14 protein-coding genes and 1 tRNA gene are annotated in these 17,296 nt (G+C 70.4%); 5 read left to right on the top strand and 10 right to left on the bottom strand.

Annotated features, from left to right (window positions below; genetic code table 11):
• Positions 1 to 3 precede the first annotated feature (3 nt).
• Positions 4 to 2,412 (bottom strand): penicillin acylase family protein, encoded by a 2,409-nt coding sequence (locus H4F98_RS10190; protein WP_182687349.1) that lies wholly within the window; start codon positions 2,410 to 2,412, stop codon positions 4 to 6.
• A gap of 400 nt (positions 2,413 to 2,812) precedes the next feature.
• On the opposite strand from H4F98_RS10190, the gene asnB reads away from it, so the two are divergent.
• The gene (gene asnB, locus H4F98_RS10185) at positions 2,813 to 4,522 is read left to right on the top strand and encodes an asparagine synthase B (protein WP_182687347.1); all 1,710 of its coding nucleotides are present in this window, start codon (positions 2,813 to 2,815) and stop codon (positions 4,520 to 4,522) included.
• 43 nt (positions 4,523 to 4,565) lie between these two features.
• Here asnB and H4F98_RS10180 read toward each other — a convergent pair whose 3' ends face one another.
• The 3 genes from H4F98_RS10180 to rnk form a co-directional block, all read right to left on the bottom strand.
• A complete protein-coding gene (locus H4F98_RS10180) occupies positions 4,566 to 5,222 on the bottom strand; it encodes a thiopurine S-methyltransferase (protein WP_182687346.1) in 657 nt (218 codons plus the stop codon).
• Positions 5,223 to 5,245: 23 nt separating this feature from the next.
• Positions 5,246 to 7,489 (bottom strand): DNA topoisomerase IV subunit A, encoded by a 2,244-nt coding sequence (gene parC / locus H4F98_RS10175; protein WP_182687345.1) that lies wholly within the window; start codon positions 7,487 to 7,489, stop codon positions 5,246 to 5,248.
• An 89-nt stretch (positions 7,490 to 7,578) separates the two neighbouring features.
• Positions 7,579 to 7,992: a nucleoside diphosphate kinase regulator gene (rnk, locus tag H4F98_RS10170; RefSeq protein WP_182687344.1), complete on the bottom strand. Its 414-nt coding sequence runs from the start codon at positions 7,990 to 7,992 to the stop codon at positions 7,579 to 7,581.
• Between the two features lie 261 nt (positions 7,993 to 8,253).
• Between rnk and H4F98_RS10165 the strand changes: the two genes are divergently transcribed.
• The 4 genes from H4F98_RS10165 to sugE all read left to right on the top strand — a co-directional run bounded on the left by H4F98_RS10165 (position 8,254) and on the right by sugE (position 12,483).
• A tRNA-Leu gene (locus tag H4F98_RS10165) sits at positions 8,254 to 8,340 on the top strand.
• Positions 8,341 to 8,739: 399 nt separating this feature from the next.
• Positions 8,740 to 11,187: a ribonuclease R gene (gene rnr / locus H4F98_RS10160; RefSeq protein ID WP_182687343.1), complete on the top strand. Its 2,448-nt coding sequence runs from the start codon at positions 8,740 to 8,742 to the stop codon at positions 11,185 to 11,187.
• 70 nt (positions 11,188 to 11,257) lie between these two features.
• Positions 11,258 to 12,016, top strand: coding sequence for a 23S rRNA (guanosine(2251)-2'-O)-methyltransferase RlmB (gene rlmB, locus H4F98_RS10155; protein WP_182687342.1), 759 nt, complete (start codon positions 11,258 to 11,260; stop codon positions 12,014 to 12,016).
• 149 nt (positions 12,017 to 12,165) lie between these two features.
• Positions 12,166 to 12,483 carry a quaternary ammonium compound efflux SMR transporter SugE gene (sugE, locus tag H4F98_RS10150; protein ID WP_182687341.1) on the top strand — a complete coding sequence of 106 codons (318 nt, stop codon included), beginning with the start codon at positions 12,166 to 12,168 and terminating at the stop codon, positions 12,481 to 12,483.
• 19 nt (positions 12,484 to 12,502) lie between these two features.
• Here sugE and rnt read toward each other — a convergent pair whose 3' ends face one another.
• From rnt to pstB, 6 genes are all read right to left on the bottom strand, one after another.
• On the bottom strand, positions 12,503 to 13,165 hold the full coding sequence (gene rnt / locus H4F98_RS10145) for a ribonuclease T (RefSeq protein WP_182687340.1): 663 nt from the start codon (positions 13,163 to 13,165) through the stop codon (positions 12,503 to 12,505).
• 53 nt (positions 13,166 to 13,218) lie between these two features.
• Positions 13,219 to 13,992, bottom strand: coding sequence for an HvfC family RiPP maturation protein (locus tag H4F98_RS10140; RefSeq protein WP_182687338.1), 774 nt, complete (start codon positions 13,990 to 13,992; stop codon positions 13,219 to 13,221).
• A complete protein-coding gene (locus H4F98_RS10135; protein ID WP_182687336.1) occupies positions 13,973 to 14,845 on the bottom strand; it encodes an HvfB family MNIO-type RiPP peptide maturase in 873 nt (290 codons plus the stop codon). Before H4F98_RS10135 ends, H4F98_RS10140 begins: the two co-directional genes overlap by 20 nt.
• Positions 14,846 to 14,858: 13 nt before the next feature.
• Positions 14,859 to 15,275, bottom strand: coding sequence for an HvfA family oxazolone/thioamide-modified RiPP metallophore (locus H4F98_RS16845; RefSeq protein WP_182687335.1), 417 nt, complete (start codon positions 15,273 to 15,275; stop codon positions 14,859 to 14,861).
• A gap of 373 nt (positions 15,276 to 15,648) precedes the next feature.
• On the bottom strand, positions 15,649 to 16,359 hold the full coding sequence (gene phoU, locus H4F98_RS10125) for a phosphate signaling complex protein PhoU (protein WP_182687333.1): 711 nt from the start codon (positions 16,357 to 16,359) through the stop codon (positions 15,649 to 15,651).
• 91 nt (positions 16,360 to 16,450) lie between these two features.
• Positions 16,451 to 17,266 carry a phosphate ABC transporter ATP-binding protein PstB gene (pstB, locus tag H4F98_RS10120; protein ID WP_246373080.1) on the bottom strand — a complete coding sequence of 272 codons (816 nt, stop codon included), beginning with the start codon at positions 17,264 to 17,266 and terminating at the stop codon, positions 16,451 to 16,453.
• Positions 17,267 to 17,296: the final 30 nt, after the last annotated feature.

The raw sequence follows: 17,296 nt of genomic DNA, 5'->3' as shown, positions 1-17,296 counted from the left end.
CCCTCAGCGGGCAGGGGACAGGGTCAGGGTGTAGCGCGCCGGTCCGGGCAGGAAGGGCGTCGGACTGCCCCGGACCCAGTCCTCGTGGCCCGCGCCCCAGAACGGCGACAGCAGGTGGCCGCTCTGGCCGCCCGGCATGTGCGCGATGCCGTTTTCCTCGTAACCCGGCGAAACCACCATCCGTTCGGATGCGCCCATGTCCGGCGCCTGCACGCGCGGCATGTGGCTGTCGCCCGGCAGTGGGTCGGCCGGCATGCACAGCCAGTGGCGGGCGAGCGCGGGCAGGGCGCGTTGCAGCGGGTGGCAGATCCGCGCGGTGTTGCGCTCGCCCCACGTGCGTTCGGCCAGCGGCCCCTGCGCCTGCAGCTCGTTGCGCAACTGCAAGGCCGCGTCCTCGAACAGCGCCTGCCAGGTCCCGAACCGGGGCGGCAGCAGGTGCGCGGGCTGCTGGCTCACCATGGGCCAGGCCACGCCCTCGAGCTGCGAGAGGTTGGGCATCAGGAAGTCATCGCCCAGTGCGGCCCGGGCCGGGCCCGTGAGGCCGTCGGCGATGCGCTCGTGGACATGTTGGCGCCAGCCGCGGACCAGGCGGTAGCTGACCGAGTCGACGTCCGCGTGGCCCGACCAGTCGCTCGCGGCCGCGGCGACCTCGCGCAGGGCCGGGGTGCCGTCGCGCGTGGCCTCGGCCTGCAGCAGCCGCCACCAGCGTTCCAGGAACACGCTGCGGTCGTCGAGCTGGATGTCGAGCAGGCCGCGCTCGTCGAAGCGTTCGCTTGCGCGCAGGCCGTCGCGGATCTGCTTCGCGCGCGCACCCAGCACGTAGCCGCCGTCGCCGATCCGCGCCAGCGCTTCGCCGTCGGCGACACGGTTGTTGGCCGTCCACAGGCGGCCGTCGTCGGGTGCCACCAGCGCGACGCCGGCGGACGTGCCCAGGCCCCAGGGCGGGCAGCGGCCGGGCGGATCGAGCGGGGCACCGGGTGCGGCATGCAAGGGCGTCGCCCGGCAGCCGTCCGCGCGCTGCGGCAGCACGCCCAGCAGTCGCCAGGCGATCGTCCCGTCGCGATCGCCGACGAGCAGGTTCTGCGCCGGGATCGCCGAGCGGTCGGCGATCTCCAGGGCCGACGCCACCGAGCCGGCGCGCAGGACGTCCATCAGGCCGACCGTCAGGGCGCCCGGGCGATGGGCGACCCAGCGCAGCGCCAGCCGCCGGCCGTCGGCGCTGCGGTGGAGGATCGGGCCCCAGTCGGTTTCCTCGATCTCGAGCTCGACCGGGTCGGCGCCGGCAACGTCGATGCGTTCGCGTACGCGCTGCACGGCGGGGCAGGCCGCGTCGTCGGCGGGTGCTTGCGGGTCGGTCGGGCAGGCGGGCAGTTCCTGCCAGTCCAGCCAGTCGCCGTAGCTGTTGGTGAAGGCCCAGGCGACGTGTCCGTTGCTGCCCACCACGATGGCGGGCAGGCCGGGCAGGGTGAATCCGGTCGCGTCCACCCGTCCGTTGGGGGCCTCGGTGTCCGGATATCGAAGCCGCGCGCGGAACCAGATGTTCGGCACGCGCAGGCCCAGGTGCATGTCGTCGGCCACGATCGCGCTGCCGGTGGCGCTCATCGCCCCGGACACGGCGAAGTTGTTGCTGCCCAGCGCGGGCCGGTCGCCAATGCCCGCCGCAGCGAGCGACGTGGCCGGGTGCGCCAGCGTCCGCAGGTCCAGGTCGTCGGGCCCGGGCAGGACGGCGTCGCCGCGCGGGCCGCCCATGATGGGGGCATCCCACTGGCTACCGTCATGGACGATCAGGTTCCACAGCGGTACCGGCAGGTAAGGCCGCGCCTGCCACAGCGCGAGTTCGTTGGCATTGCCGGCGTCCTGCAGGTCGAAGTACATCGCGAAGCCGGTCAGGGCGACGTCCTCGACCGTCCACGGCTCGGGCGTCCTGCGCACCAGCAGGTAGGGCCATGGGCGTGCGTCGAGCGCGGCCAGGCCACTGTTGACGCCGGCCACGTAGGCCTCGACGGCCTCGCGCTGGCCCTGGGTGAACGACGCCAGGTGCGTGCGCACGCGCTGGCGCATGCGATGCACGCGTCGCCGCTTGTCCGTCTCGACCGCCGCCGGGCCGAACAGCGCCGCCAGCTCGCCGGCCGCGGTACGCCGCATCAGGTCCATCTCGAAGAAGCGCTCCTGGCCGTGCACGTAGCCCAGCGCGCGTACCGCATCGATCTGGCTGGACGCATCGATGGTGACCGTGCCGATGGCGTCGCGCTCGATCCTTACCGGCGCCGCGAGGCCGGGCAGCGAGCGCTCGCCCTCCAGCGAAGGGAGGCTGCCGCGCAGCGCCAGGCAGGCGGCCAGCCCTGACAGCGCCAGCAGTATCGCGAGCGTGCCCGCGCCCCACGCCAGGATGCGCCTCGATCGTTTCACCATCCGTCCCCTTTTTCGGGCCAGCTTAGCCCAAAGGCGCGGCGTCGCCCTCCGGGCCGGAAGCGGTTTCATCTGCAAGCGTCGCTTGCGTCGCCCGGGAAGCTGGGGCAGGATCGGCCCATGCATCCGCGCCACGCCAAGCCCGATCCGACCTGCCGCCGCCCCAGGGCCGCGGCTTGCGTCGTGGCGTGCATCCGCAATGCGAATACCAACACCAGCCTCCATGGGGCCGGTGATTAGCGCGTAGTCGAAAGAAAAGACGTCGCTCTCCCCGGCCCGCACTGAGAAGTGTGGGCTTTTTTATTGCCTGTCGAACCCCGCGCCCTCCATCCATCCCACCCCCGCAATGGACGCCGGCACCCGGGAAAGGTGCCCGCCCCGACCTACAAGGAGCTCCACCCGCATGTGCTCGATCCTCGGAATCTTCGGCCTCCAGGCCGGCGACGACATCCCGGCCCTGCGTCGCCAGGCGCTGGAGCAATCGCAATGCCAGCGTCATCGCGGCCCCGACTGGAGCGGTGTCTACATGGACGAGGGCGCGATACTGGTGCATGAGCGCCTGGCCATCGTCGACCCCGCCGGCGGCGCCCAGCCGCTGCGCTCCCAGGACGGTCGCCTGGTGCTGGCCGTCAATGGCGAGATCTACAACCACCGTGAGCTCGAGCAGGCGTTGGCCACGCCGTATGCCTTCCAGAGCGGGTCGGACTGCGAGGTGATCAATGCCCTGTACCGCGAGGCGGTGGCCACCGGCGGCGACATCGCCACCTGGCTGGATCGCCTCAACGGCATCTTCGCCTTCGCGCTCTGGGACAGCGAGCGCAAGCGTTACCTGGTCGCCCGCGACCCGATCGGCGTGTGCCCGCTGTACTGGGGCCACGACGCCACCGGTCGCATGTGCGTGGCATCGGAAATGAAGGCCCTGGCCAGCACCTGCGCCGATGTCGCGCAGTTCCCGCCCGGGCACTACTACGACAGCGCCAGCGGCGAGCTGGTGCGCTACTACCACCGGCCGTGGCGCGACCATGACGCCACCCGCGGCGTCGACGTCTCCCGCCAGGCCCTTCGCGAGGCCTTCGAGCAGGCCGTGCACCGCCAGCTGATGTGCGACGTGCCCTACGGCGTCCTGCTCTCCGGTGGGCTGGACTCCTCGCTGGTCGCGGCCGTCGCCGCCCGCTTCGCACGTCGGCGGGTCGAGGAGGACGACGCCTCGGAGGCCTGGTGGCCGCGCCTGCATTCCTTCGCGATCGGCCTGGAGGGCTCGCCCGACCTGGCCGCGGCCGAAGTGGCCGCGGCGGCGCTGGGGACCGTCCACCATGGCTTCACCTACACCTTCGAGGAAGGGCTGGACGCGCTGCCGGAGGTGATTCGCCATATCGAGACCTACGACGTCACCACCATCCGTGCGTCCACGCCGATGTTCCTGCTCGCCCGGCGGATCAAGGCGATGGGCGTGAAGATGGTGCTGTCGGGCGAGGGCAGCGACGAGGTGTTCGGGGGCTACCTGTATTTCCACAAGGCCCCGGACGCGCGCGAGTTCCACGACGAGACGATCCGCAAGCTGGACGCCCTGCACAACTACGACTGCCTGCGCGCGAACAAGTCGATGATGGCCTGGGGCGTGGAGGGCCGCGTGCCCTTCCTCGACGTCGACTTCCTGGACGTGGCGATGTCGATGGATGCCCGGCACAAGATGGCCGGCACCGGCCGGGACGGCCGCAGGCGGATGGAAAAGGCGATCCTGCGCGAGGCCTTCGAGGGCTACCTGCCCGACTCGATCCTCTGGCGGCAGAAGGAGCAGTTCAGCGACGGCGTGGGATACGGCTGGATCGACGGGCTGCGCGACCATGCCGCCGCGCAGGTCAGCGACCGGGTATTCGCGGCGGCCGCCAGCCGCTTTCCGGTCAATCCGCCGCAGACGAAGGAGGCCTACCTCTACCGCCACATCTTCGAGCAGTACTTCCCCGGTCCCGCCTGCGCGGCGACGGTGCCCGGCGGCAAGTCGATCGCCTGTTCCTCGCCTGCGGCGATCGCCTGGGACGCCGCGTTCGCCGACGCCGCGGACCCTTCCGGGCGTGCGGTCGCGGGCGTGCACGCATCCGCGTTCGCGACCTGAACCGGATCGCGGCCGGGCCGCCGCCATGGCGCGGCGGCCTGCCTCAGTCGCGCTGCAGCCGGTAGGCGGCGGTCCACAAGCGGGTGACGCCCTCGTCGATGAAGCGCGGTTGTTCGGCGAGGATGTCCTGGCGCTGCAGCGACTCGACCGACCAGTCGGGCGCGAACAGGGCCTCGACCTCCGCCGGCTCGACCGGGAAGGGCGGCCCTTCCTTTTCGTGCGGGGGATACTCCAGGCTGACCAGCAGGCCGCGGCAACCGCGGGGCAGCCGGCCGTAGACCTCACGGGCATAGCGAAGGCGCAGTGCCGCGGGCAGGGCGATCAGGGCCGCGCGGTCGAACACCGCGTCGCAGTCGGCGAGCAGGGCGGGATCGAGCTCGAACACGTCGCCGCAGACCAGCTCGATGCCGCCGGCCCGGTAATGGCGGGCGGCGCCGACGGTCTCGATCGCCGGTTCCAGTCCCTGGGCCTGGAAGAACTGTTCCACGGCAAGCCGCGACAACTCCACGCCGAGCACGCGATGGCCGCGCGCGGCCAGCCATGCCATGTCCAGCGACTTGCCGGCCAGGGGCACGAAGACCCGGCTCCCCGCCGGCAGTGCCAGCGCGGGCCAGTGCTCGACCAGCAGCGGCGTCGGCACGTCCTGGTGGAAGCCGATGCGGCCCTCCTGCCAGCGCTGGTGCCAGAAATCGGCGTGCATGGACGTTCCCGGCGACCGCGCGACTATTCGACCGACAGGTCTTCGACCTTCTGCCAGCCGCGCGGCAGCAGGCCGCCGCGGGTGGCGCGGCTGCCGACGTAGGCGTCGAGGTCCTTCCACGACAGGCTCATGGTGCGCGCGCCGGACTTCACGCTCAGCGTCGCGCCGGGCGCGACCACGGCGACGGCGACCACCCGCTCGGTCCCGAGCTTGGCCTTGGGGATGTCGATCAACTTGTTGCCCTTGCCCTTGTCCAGCTCGGGCAGCTCCGCGACCGGGAAGGCGAGCAGGTGGCCGGCGGTGGTCGCCACGACGACCCGGTCCTGCGCGACGTCGCCGACCGCCGCCGGTTGCACGACGCGTGCGCCCGGCGTGAGCGAGAGCATGGCCTTGCCGGCCTTGTTGCGGCTGGTGAGGTTCTCGAACCGGGTCACGAAGCCATAGCCATGGCTGGACGCCAGCACGAACCGCGTGTCGTTCTCGCCGCTGGCCACGGCCTGGAACGAGGCACCGGCCGCCGGCGAGAAGCGCCCGGTCAGCGGCTCGCCGTTGCCGCGCGCCGAGGGCAGCGAATGCACGATGGTCGAGTAGGCGCGCCCGGTCGAGTCGAGGAACGCCACTTGCTGCGTGCTGCGGCTGCGCGCGGCGCCCAGCAGGGTGTCGCCCTCGCGGTAGCTCAACGCGGCCGCGTCGATGTCGTGGCCCTTGGCCGCGCGTACCCAGCCCTTCTCGCTGACCACGACGGTCATCGGTTCGCTGGGGACCAGGTCGGACTCGGACATGGCCTGGGCGGCGCCGCGCGCCACCAGCGGCGAGCGACGTGCGTCGCCGAACTTCTTCGCGTCGGCCAGCAGTTCGTCCTTGACGAGCTTCTTCAGCCTGGCCTTGCTGCCCAGGGTCGCGATGAGTTTGTCGCGCTCGGCGTCGAGCTCGGCCTCCTCGCCGCGGATCTTCATCTCCTCCAGCCTCGCCAACTGGCGCAGGCGGGTCTCGAGGATGTAGTCGGCCTGTTCCTCGCTGAGCTTGAAGCGCGCGATCAGCACCGGCCGCGGTTCGTCCTCGCTGCGGATGATCCGGATCACCTCGTCGAGGTTGAGGAAGGCCACCAGCAGGCCTTCGAGCAGGTGCAGGCGACGCTCGACCTTGTCGAGGCGGTGCTTGAGCCGCCGGGTCACGGTGTCGGTGCGGAAGACCAGCCACTCCGACAGGAAGGCCTTGAGGCCCTTGACCTGCGGACGGCCGTCGAGCCCGATGACGTTGAAATTGACCCGGTAGCTCTTCTCCAGGTCGGTGGTGGCGAACAAATGGCCCATCAGCTGCTCGACGTCCACGCGGTTGCTGCGCGGCACCAGCACGATGCGCGTCGGCGTGGCGTGGTCGGATTCGTCGCGCAGGTCCTCGAGCCACGGCAGCTTCTTGGCGCGCATCTGCGTGGCGATCTGTTCGATCACCTTGCCGGGCGAGGCCTGGTAGGGCAGCGCGGTGACGACGATGTTGCCGCCTTCCTTCTCGTAGACGGCGCGTGCGCGCACGCTGCCCAGGCCGGTCTCGTACATGGCGACCAGGTCGGCGCGCGGGGTGATGATCTCCGCTTCGGTCGGGTAGTCCGGCCCCAGCACGTGCTCGCACAGGTCGCGGGTGCTGGCGTCGGGGTCGTCGAGCAGGCGCACCGTGGCGCTGACGACCTCGTTGAGGTTGTGCGGCGGCACGTCGGTGGCCATGCCCACGGCGATGCCGGTGGTGCCGTTGAGCATCAGGTGCGGCAGGCGCGCCGGCATCCAGGTGGGCTCTTCCAGGGTACCGTCGAAGTTGGGCGTCCAGTCCACCGTGCCCTGGCCGAGCTCGCCCAGCAGGACCTCGGCGATCGGCGTCAGCTTGGACTCGGTGTAGCGCATCGCGGCGAACGACTTGGGATCGTCGCTGGAGCCGAAATTGCCCTGGCCCTCGACCAGCGGGTAGCGGTAGGAGAAGGGCTGGGCCATCAGCACCATGGCCTCGTAGCAGGCGCTGTCGCCATGCGGGTGGTACTTGCCGATGACGTCGCCGACGGTGCGCGCGGACTTCTTGGGCTTGGCGCCGGCGTTGAGGCCCAGCTCGCTCATCGAGTAGATGATCCGGCGCTGCACCGGCTTGAGGCCGTCGCCCAGGAAGGGCAGGGCGCGGTCGAGCACCACGTACATCGAGTAGTCGAGGTAGGCGCGCTCGGCGTATTCCTTCAGCGGAATCTGTTCGAAGCCATGGAATGCCGGACGTACGGTTTCGGTCATGTGCGGGACGGTCTGTGAGGCAGGGGGACATTCTATCGGGCCGCCGCCACCGGTGGAGCCGGCGGGGGCGGGGTCGCGACGGGCGGGACTCAGCGGTGCAGGTCGCCGGCGGCCTCGGGCTGGTAGCGGATGGACAGCACGGCCAGCCGGGCGTGGCGTCCACCGGGCAGCGGCCAGTCGATCGATTCGCCCACGCGCATCCCCAGCAGGGCGCTGCCGATCGGCGCGAGGATCGAGACCCGGTCCGTGCTGCCGTCGGCGTCGCGGGGATAGACGAGGGTCAGTTCGTGTTCCGCGCCGCTCTCTTCGTCGCGGAAGCGCGCGGTCGAATTCATGCTGATCACGTCCGCCGGCATCGCGGCGGGTTCGACGACCTCGGCACGCGCGAGTTCGGCTTCGAGGGCCGATGTATCGACGCCAGCCGGCGGCGTCTCGAGCAAGGCTTCGATGCGCTGCACGTCCAGGCGGGAGAGGACCAGGGGCGGGGGGATGGGGCGGGTCATGCGGGGCTCCAATGCAGGACGGGCGGCGCCATGCCAGGCGCCGCCCGTGGAAGGTCGATGAGCCCCGACCATAGCCCCGGCCCACGCGTCCGGCAAGCGCGTGGCGAGGTGCGTGGACAGGCGGTTCCCGGCCGCGACGCGCCCCGCGTGGCGGCCATGCGGGCGCATTCGCCTCGACGAAAAAAATTCATCTAGGGGCATTGACAAGCCGGCCGACCCAACGCAACATACGCGGCTCGCACTGCTGCTGCAGCGCGATTTGCCCAGGTGGCGGAATTGGTAGACGCACTAGCTTCAGGTGCTAGCGGGGGCAACTCCGTGGAGGTTCGAGTCCTCTCCTGGGCACCATACATTTCGCACTGGCACTACCAGCCAGGCGACGGGAAACCCCGCCCCGCGCGGGGTTTTTTGCATCCCGGCCCCGGGCCGGCCAGCGCGCCGGACCGCCGGCTTCACCTCCGGTCCATGTGGCCGGGTCCACAGTGCCTCCACCGGCCGGGCGCACGCGCCCGATCCACGGCGGTCCACGATCCCTGACGCTCGACCGCGCCGACGCGACTCCGGGCGCCTGACGGCGCGCCCGTCGGTTGCCGCCACGTCGCCATGCCGTGCGCCGCACGCGCCTGCGCGCGACGAACCAAGGCCCGCTTCCGCGTCCGGGCCGCTCTTGCCACGCGCCATCCAGGCCGACGTGGCCCACTCCTCCTGCTGACGCCGGCTTCAGGCCGGTGTGCGACTATTGCCCATATGACCAAGAAACCGACATCGCGCGGTAAATCCAAGGCCGGCTCGAAGGCCGGCAAACCCGGCGCCAAGCGTGGCGCCCCCAGCGGCCAGAAGGCCGGCAAGTCCCCGAAATCCAAGCGACCCGGGTGGATGCCCGAGCCACCGCCCAAGGGATTCAAGCCGCGCGTCGCGTCCAGGCCGGCCGGCGGTGTCCTCAAGCCGGTCGAGGCCACGGGCGGGCATGACCCGCACGCCGCGCGCGAGGCCGCCCGCTACGACAATCCGATCGCCAGCCGGGAAATGATCCTGGGCCTGCTGGTCGCCGCCGACGGCCCGATGTCGGGCGAGGCGCTCGCCGCGCGCCTCTCGCTCGAGGAAGGCGACCGGCTCGACGCCCTCAATGCCCGCCTGCGGGCGATGGTGCGCGACGGCCAGGTGCTGCAGAACCGCAAGGGCGACTACGCACCCGCCGAACAGATGGACCTGGTGCCGGGCGTGGTGATCGCCAATCCCGACGGCTTCGGCTTCCTGCGCCCGGACGCCGGCGGCGACGACCTGTTCCTGCCGCCTTACGAGATGCGCAAGGCGATGCATGGCGACCGCGTCCTGGCCAGCGTCACCGGCATGGACCGCCGCGGGCGTCGCGAGGGGGCGATCGTCGAGGTGCTCGAGCGCCGCCTCAATCGCCTGATCGGTCGCTTCACCGAAGAGGCGGGCATCAGTTACGTGGTCCCGGACGACCCGCGCATCCAGCGCAACGTCATGATCCCCGCGGAAGCCCGCGGCGAGGCCCGCGCCGGGCAACTGGTGGTGGCCGAGATCACCCAGCCGGCGGACGCCCGGCGCCCGCCGATCGGGCGCATCCTCACCGTGCTCGGCGAGCGCCTGACCGCCTCGCTGGCGGTGCAGGCCGCGCTGCATGCGCACGACATCCCGCACGAGTTCCCGCAGGAAGTCCTCGACCAGGCCGCCGCGGTGCCGCTCGAGGTCGACGCCGCGACGGCCGCGGCGCGGGTCGACATCCGCGCGCTGCCGCTGGTGACCATCGACGGCGAGGACGCCAAGGACTTCGACGACGCGGTCTGGTGCGAACCCAACCGCGACGGCTTCCGCCTGGTGGTGGCGATCGCCGACGTCTCGCACTACGTCAGGCCGGGCAGTCCCCTCGACGAGGAGGCGCAGCTGCGCGCCACCTCGGTCTATTTCCCGGGCTTCGTCGTGCCGATGCTGCCGGAGACCCTGTCGAACGGGATCTGCTCGCTGAAGCCCAAGGTCGACCGCCTGTGCTTCGTCTGCGACATGCAGGTGGACCGCGACGGCGAGGTCACCGGTTCGCGCTTCTACGAAGCGGTGATGCATTCGCATGCCCGCCTCACCTACACCCAGGTCTGGAACGCGGTGGGCGAGGGCATCCCCGACGAGGACCACGCCGCCGCGCTCGCGACGGTGGGCGAGCTGTTGCCGCAGGTGCAGCGCCTGCACCAGCTCTACGCCATCCTCGCCAAGGCGCGCGCGCGCCGCGGCGCGATCGAGTTCGAGAGCAGCGAAGTGCGCTTCGTGCTCGACAATACCGGCGACGTCGTCCAGGCCGGCATGCTCCAGCGCAACGACGCGCACAAGCTGATCGAGGAATGCATGATCGCGGCCAACGTGGAGGCGGCGCGGTTCCTGTTGTCCCACGCGGTGCCCGCGCCGTACCGCATCCATGAGCGGCCGCCGGAGCAGAAGTACGCCGACCTGCAGGAGTTCCTGAAGGAGTTCAAGCTGCGCATGCCGCCATGGTCGAAGGTGCAGCCGCGCGATTTCACCCACCTGCTCAGGAAGATCCGCGAACGCCCCGACGCCACCCTGCTCGAGTCGGTGCTGCTGCGCAGCCAGAGCCTGGCGGTGTATTCGCCCGACAACCAGGGCCACTTCGGCCTGGCGCTGGAGGCGTACGCCCACTTCACGTCGCCGATCCGTCGCTACCCGGACCTCATGGTCCACCGCGCGATCAAGCACGCCCTGTCCGGCGCCGCGGCCGAGAAGTTCACCTATGCGCCCAGCCAGATGGCGGCGCTGTCGCTGCAGTGCTCGGAGCGTTCGCGCCGCGCCGACGAGGCCCAGCGCGAGGTCGACGAGCGCTATCGCGCGGCCTGGATGGAAAAACACGTCGGCGGCGAGTTCGCTGGCGTCATCAGCGGCGTGACCAGCTTCGGCCTGTTCGTGGAACTCGACGAATCCAAGGTCAATGGGCTGGTCCACGTGACCCAGTTGCCGAACGACTTCTACCACTTCGACCCGATCCGCAAGACCCTGACCGGCGAGCGCTCCGGCCGCGAGTTCCGGCTTGGCGACCGGGTCGAGATCGTGGTGATGAAGGCCAGCGTCGAGGACCGCAAGATCGACTTCCGCCTGGTCGAGGAGCGCGGCGTGCGCCCGCCGCCCCCACGGGGACAGCCGGCCAGGCGCGGCAAGCAGAAGTACTGACGCGCCCGGCAGGCGTCGGCGGCCATGGCCGCCGGCGCTACAATGGGCGCCCCCCGGACACCTCGTTCCCATGAGCCAGAAACAATGGATCGCCGGCATCAATGCCGTCGCCGCCGCGATCGAACACGACGCCGACAACGTCCGCGAGGTCCTGATCGAGGCCGGCGCGAAGAACCCGCGCCTGGCCGAGATCGAAACCGCGGCGCGGCGCCGCGACATCGACGTGCGCCGCGTGGCCCAGCAGGCGCTCGATGGCGTGGCCGGTGGCCTGCGCCACCAGGGCGCCGTCGCGCGCTATGCCGCCGCCAAGACCTGGAACGAGAACGAGCTGCAGGGCCTGGTGGAAGCCGCCGGAGGGCGCGCGCTGCTGCTCGTGCTCGACGGCGTGCAGGACCCCCACAACCTGGGCGCCTGCCTGCGCAGTGCCGCTGCCGCCGGCGCCACCGCGGTGCTGATCCCCAAGGACAAGGCGGTGCAGGTCAACGCGACCGTCCGCAAGACCTCCGCGGGCGCCGCGGACCGGGTGCCCGTCGTCCCGGTGACCAACCTCGCGCGCGCCATGCGCGACCTGCAGAAGCTGGGCGTCTGGCTGTACGGGCTCGCCGGGGAGGCCGGTGCATCGCTGTACGACCTGGACCTGCGCGGCAACGTCGCCCTGGTGCTGGGGGGCGAAGGCGACGGCCTGCGCCGCCTGACCCGGGAAAACTGCGACCAGCTGGTCAACATCCCGATGCCTGGCGCGGATGCCGAGGGGGGCGTGGAGAGCCTGAACGTTTCGGTAGCCAGTGGCGTGAGCCTGTTCGAAGCGGTGCGCCAGCGCGCGACCTGAGGTCCACCGTTCATCTCCGGGTCGCCCTGCCACGCACCCAGCGTGGGAGACTAGTGGCGTCCACCTCCGGTGAGGGCGGTGGAGCGAAGCGGGGACGGCCCTGCCTCTCGACGACAACCGGGGACGGCCCCTCCTACGGAGCGCGTTCCATGTCCTGGTTCATCCTGGTTCTTGCCGGCCTGCTCGAGGTCGTGTGGGCGATTGGCCTGAAGTACACCGAAGGCTTCACCCGCCTGTGGCCCTCGGTGGGCACTGTCGCAGCGATGGTCGTGAGCATCGGTCTGCTGGGCCTGGCGATGAAATCCCTGCCGGTCGGCACCGCCTATGCGATCTGGGTCGGCGTTGGCGCGGTAGGCACGGTCATCTGCGGCATCGTCCTGTTCAACGAACCCCTGAACGCCCTGCGGGGCATCAGCCTGCTGTTGATCGTCGCCGGCCTGGTGGGCCTGAAACTGGCGACGCCCTGAGCGCGTCCGCGAACCCCACTCAGGCCCCGGCGCGGGGCCAGGCGTTGACGATGCGGCAGAACAGCTGCCCGGTGCGCTCGGTGTCGTAGACCGCCGAGTGCGCCTCGTCGCTGTTCCATTCCATGCCGGCCGCCTGCACCGCGCGCGCTAGCACCGTCTGCCCGTAGGCCACGCCCGCCAGCGACACCGTGTCGAACACGCTGAAGGGATGGAAGGGATTGCGCTTGTGCCCGCAGCGGGCGACCGCGGCATTGAGGAAGTTGAGGTCGAAGTGGGCGTTGTGGCCGACCAGGATCGCGCGCTGGCAGCCGTGCTTCTTGAGCGCCGCGCGCACCGGCGCGAACACGCGCTCGAGCGCCGGTCGCTCGGGCAGGGCATCGCGGAACGGGTGGCCGATGTCGATGCCGGTGACCTCCAGCGACTTCGGGTCGATCTCGGTGCCTTCGGCCGGCTCGACGTGGCTGCCGGTCACTTCGCCGACGACCAGTTGCCCGTCGGCGTCGACGTCGATGGGTGCGACCGCGATCTCAAGCAGTGCATGGCGGTTCCAGTCGAAACCACCGGTCTCGACGTCGACGATGACCGGCAGGTAGCCGCGGAAGCGGGTCGCGAGCGGGGAAATGGCGGCGGCCCGGGCGCCGGTAGGGCGGACCGCGGCGGCGATTTCACGGGGGATCTGCATCCCGAAAGCCTAGCAGACCCGCGAGGCCGGGCCCTACGTCGGTGGTGGGACGTTCAGTCCACGGTGCCCAGGACCACCCGGCTGTCACGCATCTGTTCGAGCATGGTGCGGCCCTGGGCGAGGAAGGCGTCGTCGAAGGGCCGCCCGGCTTCGGTGGCCAGTTGCGCCAGGCATTGCCGACCGCTGTGGCCGGAGTCCTCGCCGAGCAGCCCGGCCAGGCGGAAGGCGAGCGGGCTGAGTTCGGAGAAATGCACACTGCCGTCCGCGCGCCGGCGAAGCAGCAGCAGCGTCGGTGCGTCGGGCGCGTGCCCGGGCTGCCAGTCCGGGCCGATCCGGTGCACCGGCCAGGCGTAGGCCAGCGGCCAGGCCAGCGGCGACAGGCAGGGGCGGCCGTCGAGGAGGTCGCCGCCTGGATCGGCACCGGCATCTTCTTCGCGGGCCTCGGCGATCTGAAGGGCCAGTTCGACCCATTCGTAATGCGCCAGTTCCTGCAGCCATGGGCGCGCCGGGTCGGGACGCGCTTCCAGGTAACGCAGGAATTCCCGCGCGATCTCCGGGAACAGCGGCGTCTGGCAGCGGTGCTCGCGGAAGAAGGCGCGCACCAGCACCGGCCATTGCGCGCCGAAGATGCGCCGGATCACCGGGAAGTTCCCGGCCAGCAATGACTCGATGTTGTTGAAGAGCAACTCGCGGTAGACCTGCAGCCGCCGCGGCTCGATGCCCGCCGGAGCAGGCACGCCGTCGGGGTCGCGCAGGTGCCGGGCCAGCGACCACTGTTGGTCGCGCAGCTTCGCCGGCGCACCGCTGTCAGGCGCGGACGCGGTCATCGCGCGCGGGCCTGGCGTCGCGTCCGGCGTGGCGCTGCATGCACGCACGCACCATGCCCAGTTCGTCCAGCAGTTCGCCGAACGGCGGGAAATTGAAATCGCGCTCGAGCAGGGTCGGACGCGGGCCGAAGCGCTGGTAGGCGGCATCGAGCAGGTGCCAGACGTCGGCTTTGACGGGGGCCCCGTGGGTGTCGACCTTCAGGTCCTCGGCTTCGTCGTAGTGTCCGGCCACGTGGATGCTGGCAATGCGCTCGCCCGGCATGGCCGCGAGGAAGGCCTCGGCATCGTAGCCATGGTTGATGGCGTTGACGTAGACGTTGTTGACGTCGAGGAGCAGGTCGCAGTCCGCTTCCGCCAGCACCGCGTTGATGAAAGTCGCCTCGTCCATGCCCGGATGCGGTGCCGCGTAGTACGACACGTTCTCGACGGCGATGCGGCGGCCGACGATGTCCTGGGCCTGGCGGATCCGCGCGGCGACGTGGTGTACGGCTTCGTCGGTGAACGGGATCGGCAGCAGGTCGTAGAGCTGGCCGTCGTCGCTGCAATAGCTCAGGTGCTCGCTGTACAGCGCGACGCGGTGGCGGTCCAGGAACTGTCGCGTGCGCTTGAGGAAGGTCTCGTCGAGCGGCATGCAGCCGCCCAGCGACAGCGAGAGACCATGGCAGGTGATGGGATGGCGGGCGCTGAGTGCGTCCAGCGCCTCGCCGAGTCGACCGCCGACTCCGATCCAGTTCTCCGGCGCGCATTCGAGGAAATCGAAGGCGCCGGCGTCCGCGCCGCACAGGGGATCGAGCAGGGCACGCCGCAGGCCGAGGCCGGCGGCATCGGACGGCAGGGATCGGAGGGCGGTCATCGCACGGGCTCGATCAGGCCATGCCGCCGCACTTGCCTTCGCCGCACTTGCCCTCGGCGCCCTTGTCGCCGCCGCAGGAACCTTCGGCGCCCTTGTCGGCACCGCAGGAGCCTTCGTGGCCCGCCTTGAACTCGTCGGCGCTGATCTGGCCGTCGTGGTTGGCGTCGTAGCGCGCGAAGCGGCTGTCGTCGCCATCGTGGGCGGCGGCGAACTCGGCCATCGACACCGAACCGTTCTTGTCGGCGTCCATCTTCTCGACGCCGCACTTGCCTTCGCCGCACTTGCCCTCGGCGGCCTTCTCGGCCTGGGCGGCGCCCTGCATGTAGCCGGCCGCGAGCTCGCTCATCGCGAAAGCGGAGGAGGACAGGGCGAGGCCGCCCAGGAGGGTGGCGCCGACGGCGAGGGCGATGGGCTTCTTGTTGCTGTTCATGACGGGATTCCTTCTCTGGGTGGTGGACGCACGTGGCGCCGATCCGTTGGGATTGAAGTCGTACAGCTGCATGTCGCGTGACCGGGACCGTCGGGGGAAGACGGCAGGCTTGCTCGACACAGTACTGCTTACGCAGGCCCGCGCCGGGCGGTTACACCCCGGGGACATGATTGCGCTTCCCGCGGCGCATGCGCAGGGCTTCGTTCAGTATCCGTTCACCGCGTGCGGCCCCGTCTGGACGTGTTGCACCGCGGCATCGCCGTTGCTGCGCCACGACGACGAGGGCCGCGACATGCGCGGCCCCGGCTGGCTGCCGGGCGCGGGTCGTGCCCGGTCCCGGCGTGGTGTCCACCCGCCCCTGGGCGGGCGCCCCTCAGGGGCTCGTCGTCGTGCTCGATTCGTCGCGCTTCTCGCGCGGCGGCAGTTCGTCCTCGCCCTTGACCAGGAACCAGACGTTCTCGGCGATGTTGGTGGCATGGTCGCCGATGCGCTCGATGTTCTTGGCCATGAACAGCAGGTGCGTGCAGGCGGTGATGCTGCGCGGATCCTCCATCATGTAGGTCAGCAGCTCGCGGAACAGCCCGGTGTAGGCGATGTCGATCTCGGCGTCGCGGACGCGGATGTGCTTGGCTGCGTCCACGTCGCTGTCGCGGTAGGCCACGAGCACGTCGCGGACCTGCTTGACGGCCAGCGTGCCGATCGCGTGCAGGCCGGCCACGTGCGGCAGGGCCGGCATCATGTTCAGCGCGGTGGACCGCTTGGCCACGTTGGCGGCGTAGTCGCCGATGCGCTCGATGTCCGAGGCGATGCGGATGGCGGCGAGGATCTCGCGCAGGTCGCGCGCCATCGGCCCGCGCAGCGCTAGCTTCATCACGTCGTGGCTGACCTCCTGCTCCAGCGCATCGATCGCCTCGTCGTTGGCGATGATCCGCTCGGCGGCCTTGTCGTCGCGCCGTTCGACCACGTCGAGCGCGGCCTCCAGCTGTGAGGCGGCCATCTCGCCCATGCGCAGGGTTTCATCGAGGAGGCGTTTCTGCTCGTCGTCGTAGCTCTTGACGATGTGCTCGTGCATGTCGGTACTCATGTGCGGCTCCTGTCTCGTGGCCCGGGTTCGCGATGGGCGGGGCGTGGACGGGAAAGGGGAGGGAGGCGCCGGATGGCGGCGGGAGGGCGCTTCAGCCGAAGCGCCCGGTAATGTAGTCCTCGGTCTGCTGCTTGGTCGGCGAGGAGAAGATGTCGTCGGTGCGACCATGCTCGATGAGGTCGCCCAGGTACATGAAGGCGGTGTAGTCGGACACGCGCGCGGCCTGCTGCATGTTGTGGGTGACGATCGCGATGGTGTAGTCGACCTTCAGCTCCTCGACCAGCTGCTCGATGCGGCTGGTCGAGATGGGGTCGAGGGCGGACGTCGGTTCATCGAGCAGCAGCACGTCCGGGCGCAGCGCGACGGCGCGGGCGATGCACAGGCGCTGCTGCTGGCCGCCGGACAGGCCGAGCGCACTCTGCCCGAGCTTGTCCTTGACCTCGTCCCACAGCGCGCCCTGGCGCAGCGCCTGTTCGACGCGGTCGTTCATCTCCGACTTCGACAGCTTCTCGTGGTGGCGGATCGCATAGGCCACGTTCTCGAAGATGGTCATCGGGAACGGCACCGGCTTCTGGAACACCATGCCGACCTTGCTGCGCAGGCGGTTCATCGGGTACTTCGGGTCGAGGATGTTCTCGCCGTCCAGCAGGACCTGGCCGGTCGCCCGCAGCTTGGGGTACAGCGCGTAGATGCGGTTGAAGATGCGCAGCAGGGTCGACTTGCCGCAGCCGGACGGCCCGATCAGCGCGGTGACGCGCTTCTCCGGGATGTCCAGGTCGATGTTCTTCAGCGCGTGGAAGGCGTCGTAGTGGAAATCCAGCCCGCGCACCGACAGCTTGACCGGGGCGTCGGCCTGGGCGGCGGCATCGCGTTGCGGCGTGGCCAGGGAAATACGGGCATCGTTCATGGCCGGGGTCCGTGAAGCGAAAGGGGAAGA

Source organism: Marilutibacter spongiae (genome assembly GCF_014145325.1).
Classification (GTDB): Bacteria; Pseudomonadota; Gammaproteobacteria; order Xanthomonadales; family Xanthomonadaceae; genus Marilutibacter; species Marilutibacter spongiae.
Note: the sequence above shows the minus strand (reverse complement) of the source record. Positions and strands in the feature narration are given on the sequence as shown.

What these genes read in the sequence shown, in the direction of transcription:
- pstB (WP_246373080.1), bottom strand. Translation starts at nt 17,266, where the DNA reads ATGAACGATGCCCGTATTTCCCTGGCCACGCCGCAACGCGATGCCGCC.
- H4F98_RS16845 (WP_182687335.1), bottom strand. Translation starts at nt 15,275, where the DNA reads ATGAACAGCAACAAGAAGCCCATCGCCCTCGCCGTCGGCGCCACCCTC.
- H4F98_RS10190 (WP_182687349.1), bottom strand. Translation starts at nt 2,412, where the DNA reads ATGGTGAAACGATCGAGGCGCATCCTGGCGTGGGGCGCGGGCACGCTC.
- asnB (WP_182687347.1), top strand. Translation starts at nt 2,813, where the DNA reads ATGTGCTCGATCCTCGGAATCTTCGGCCTCCAGGCCGGCGACGACATC.
- rnk (WP_182687344.1), bottom strand. Translation starts at nt 7,992, where the DNA reads ATGACCCGCCCCATCCCCCCGCCCCTGGTCCTCTCCCGCCTGGACGTG.
- rlmB (WP_182687342.1), top strand. Translation starts at nt 11,258, where the DNA reads ATGAGCCAGAAACAATGGATCGCCGGCATCAATGCCGTCGCCGCCGCG.
- sugE (WP_182687341.1), top strand. Translation starts at nt 12,166, where the DNA reads ATGTCCTGGTTCATCCTGGTTCTTGCCGGCCTGCTCGAGGTCGTGTGG.
- rnt (WP_182687340.1), bottom strand. Translation starts at nt 13,165, where the DNA reads ATGCAGATCCCCCGTGAAATCGCCGCCGCGGTCCGCCCTACCGGCGCC.
- H4F98_RS10140 (WP_182687338.1), bottom strand. Translation starts at nt 13,992, where the DNA reads ATGACCGCGTCCGCGCCTGACAGCGGTGCGCCGGCGAAGCTGCGCGAC.
- H4F98_RS10135 (WP_182687336.1), bottom strand. Translation starts at nt 14,845, where the DNA reads ATGACCGCCCTCCGATCCCTGCCGTCCGATGCCGCCGGCCTCGGCCTG.
- rnr (WP_182687343.1), top strand. Translation starts at nt 8,740, where the DNA reads ATGACCAAGAAACCGACATCGCGCGGTAAATCCAAGGCCGGCTCGAAG.
- parC (WP_182687345.1), bottom strand. Translation starts at nt 7,489, where the DNA reads ATGACCGAAACCGTACGTCCGGCATTCCATGGCTTCGAACAGATTCCG.
- phoU (WP_182687333.1), bottom strand. Translation starts at nt 16,359, where the DNA reads ATGAGTACCGACATGCACGAGCACATCGTCAAGAGCTACGACGACGAG.
- H4F98_RS10180 (WP_182687346.1), bottom strand. Translation starts at nt 5,222, where the DNA reads ATGCACGCCGATTTCTGGCACCAGCGCTGGCAGGAGGGCCGCATCGGC.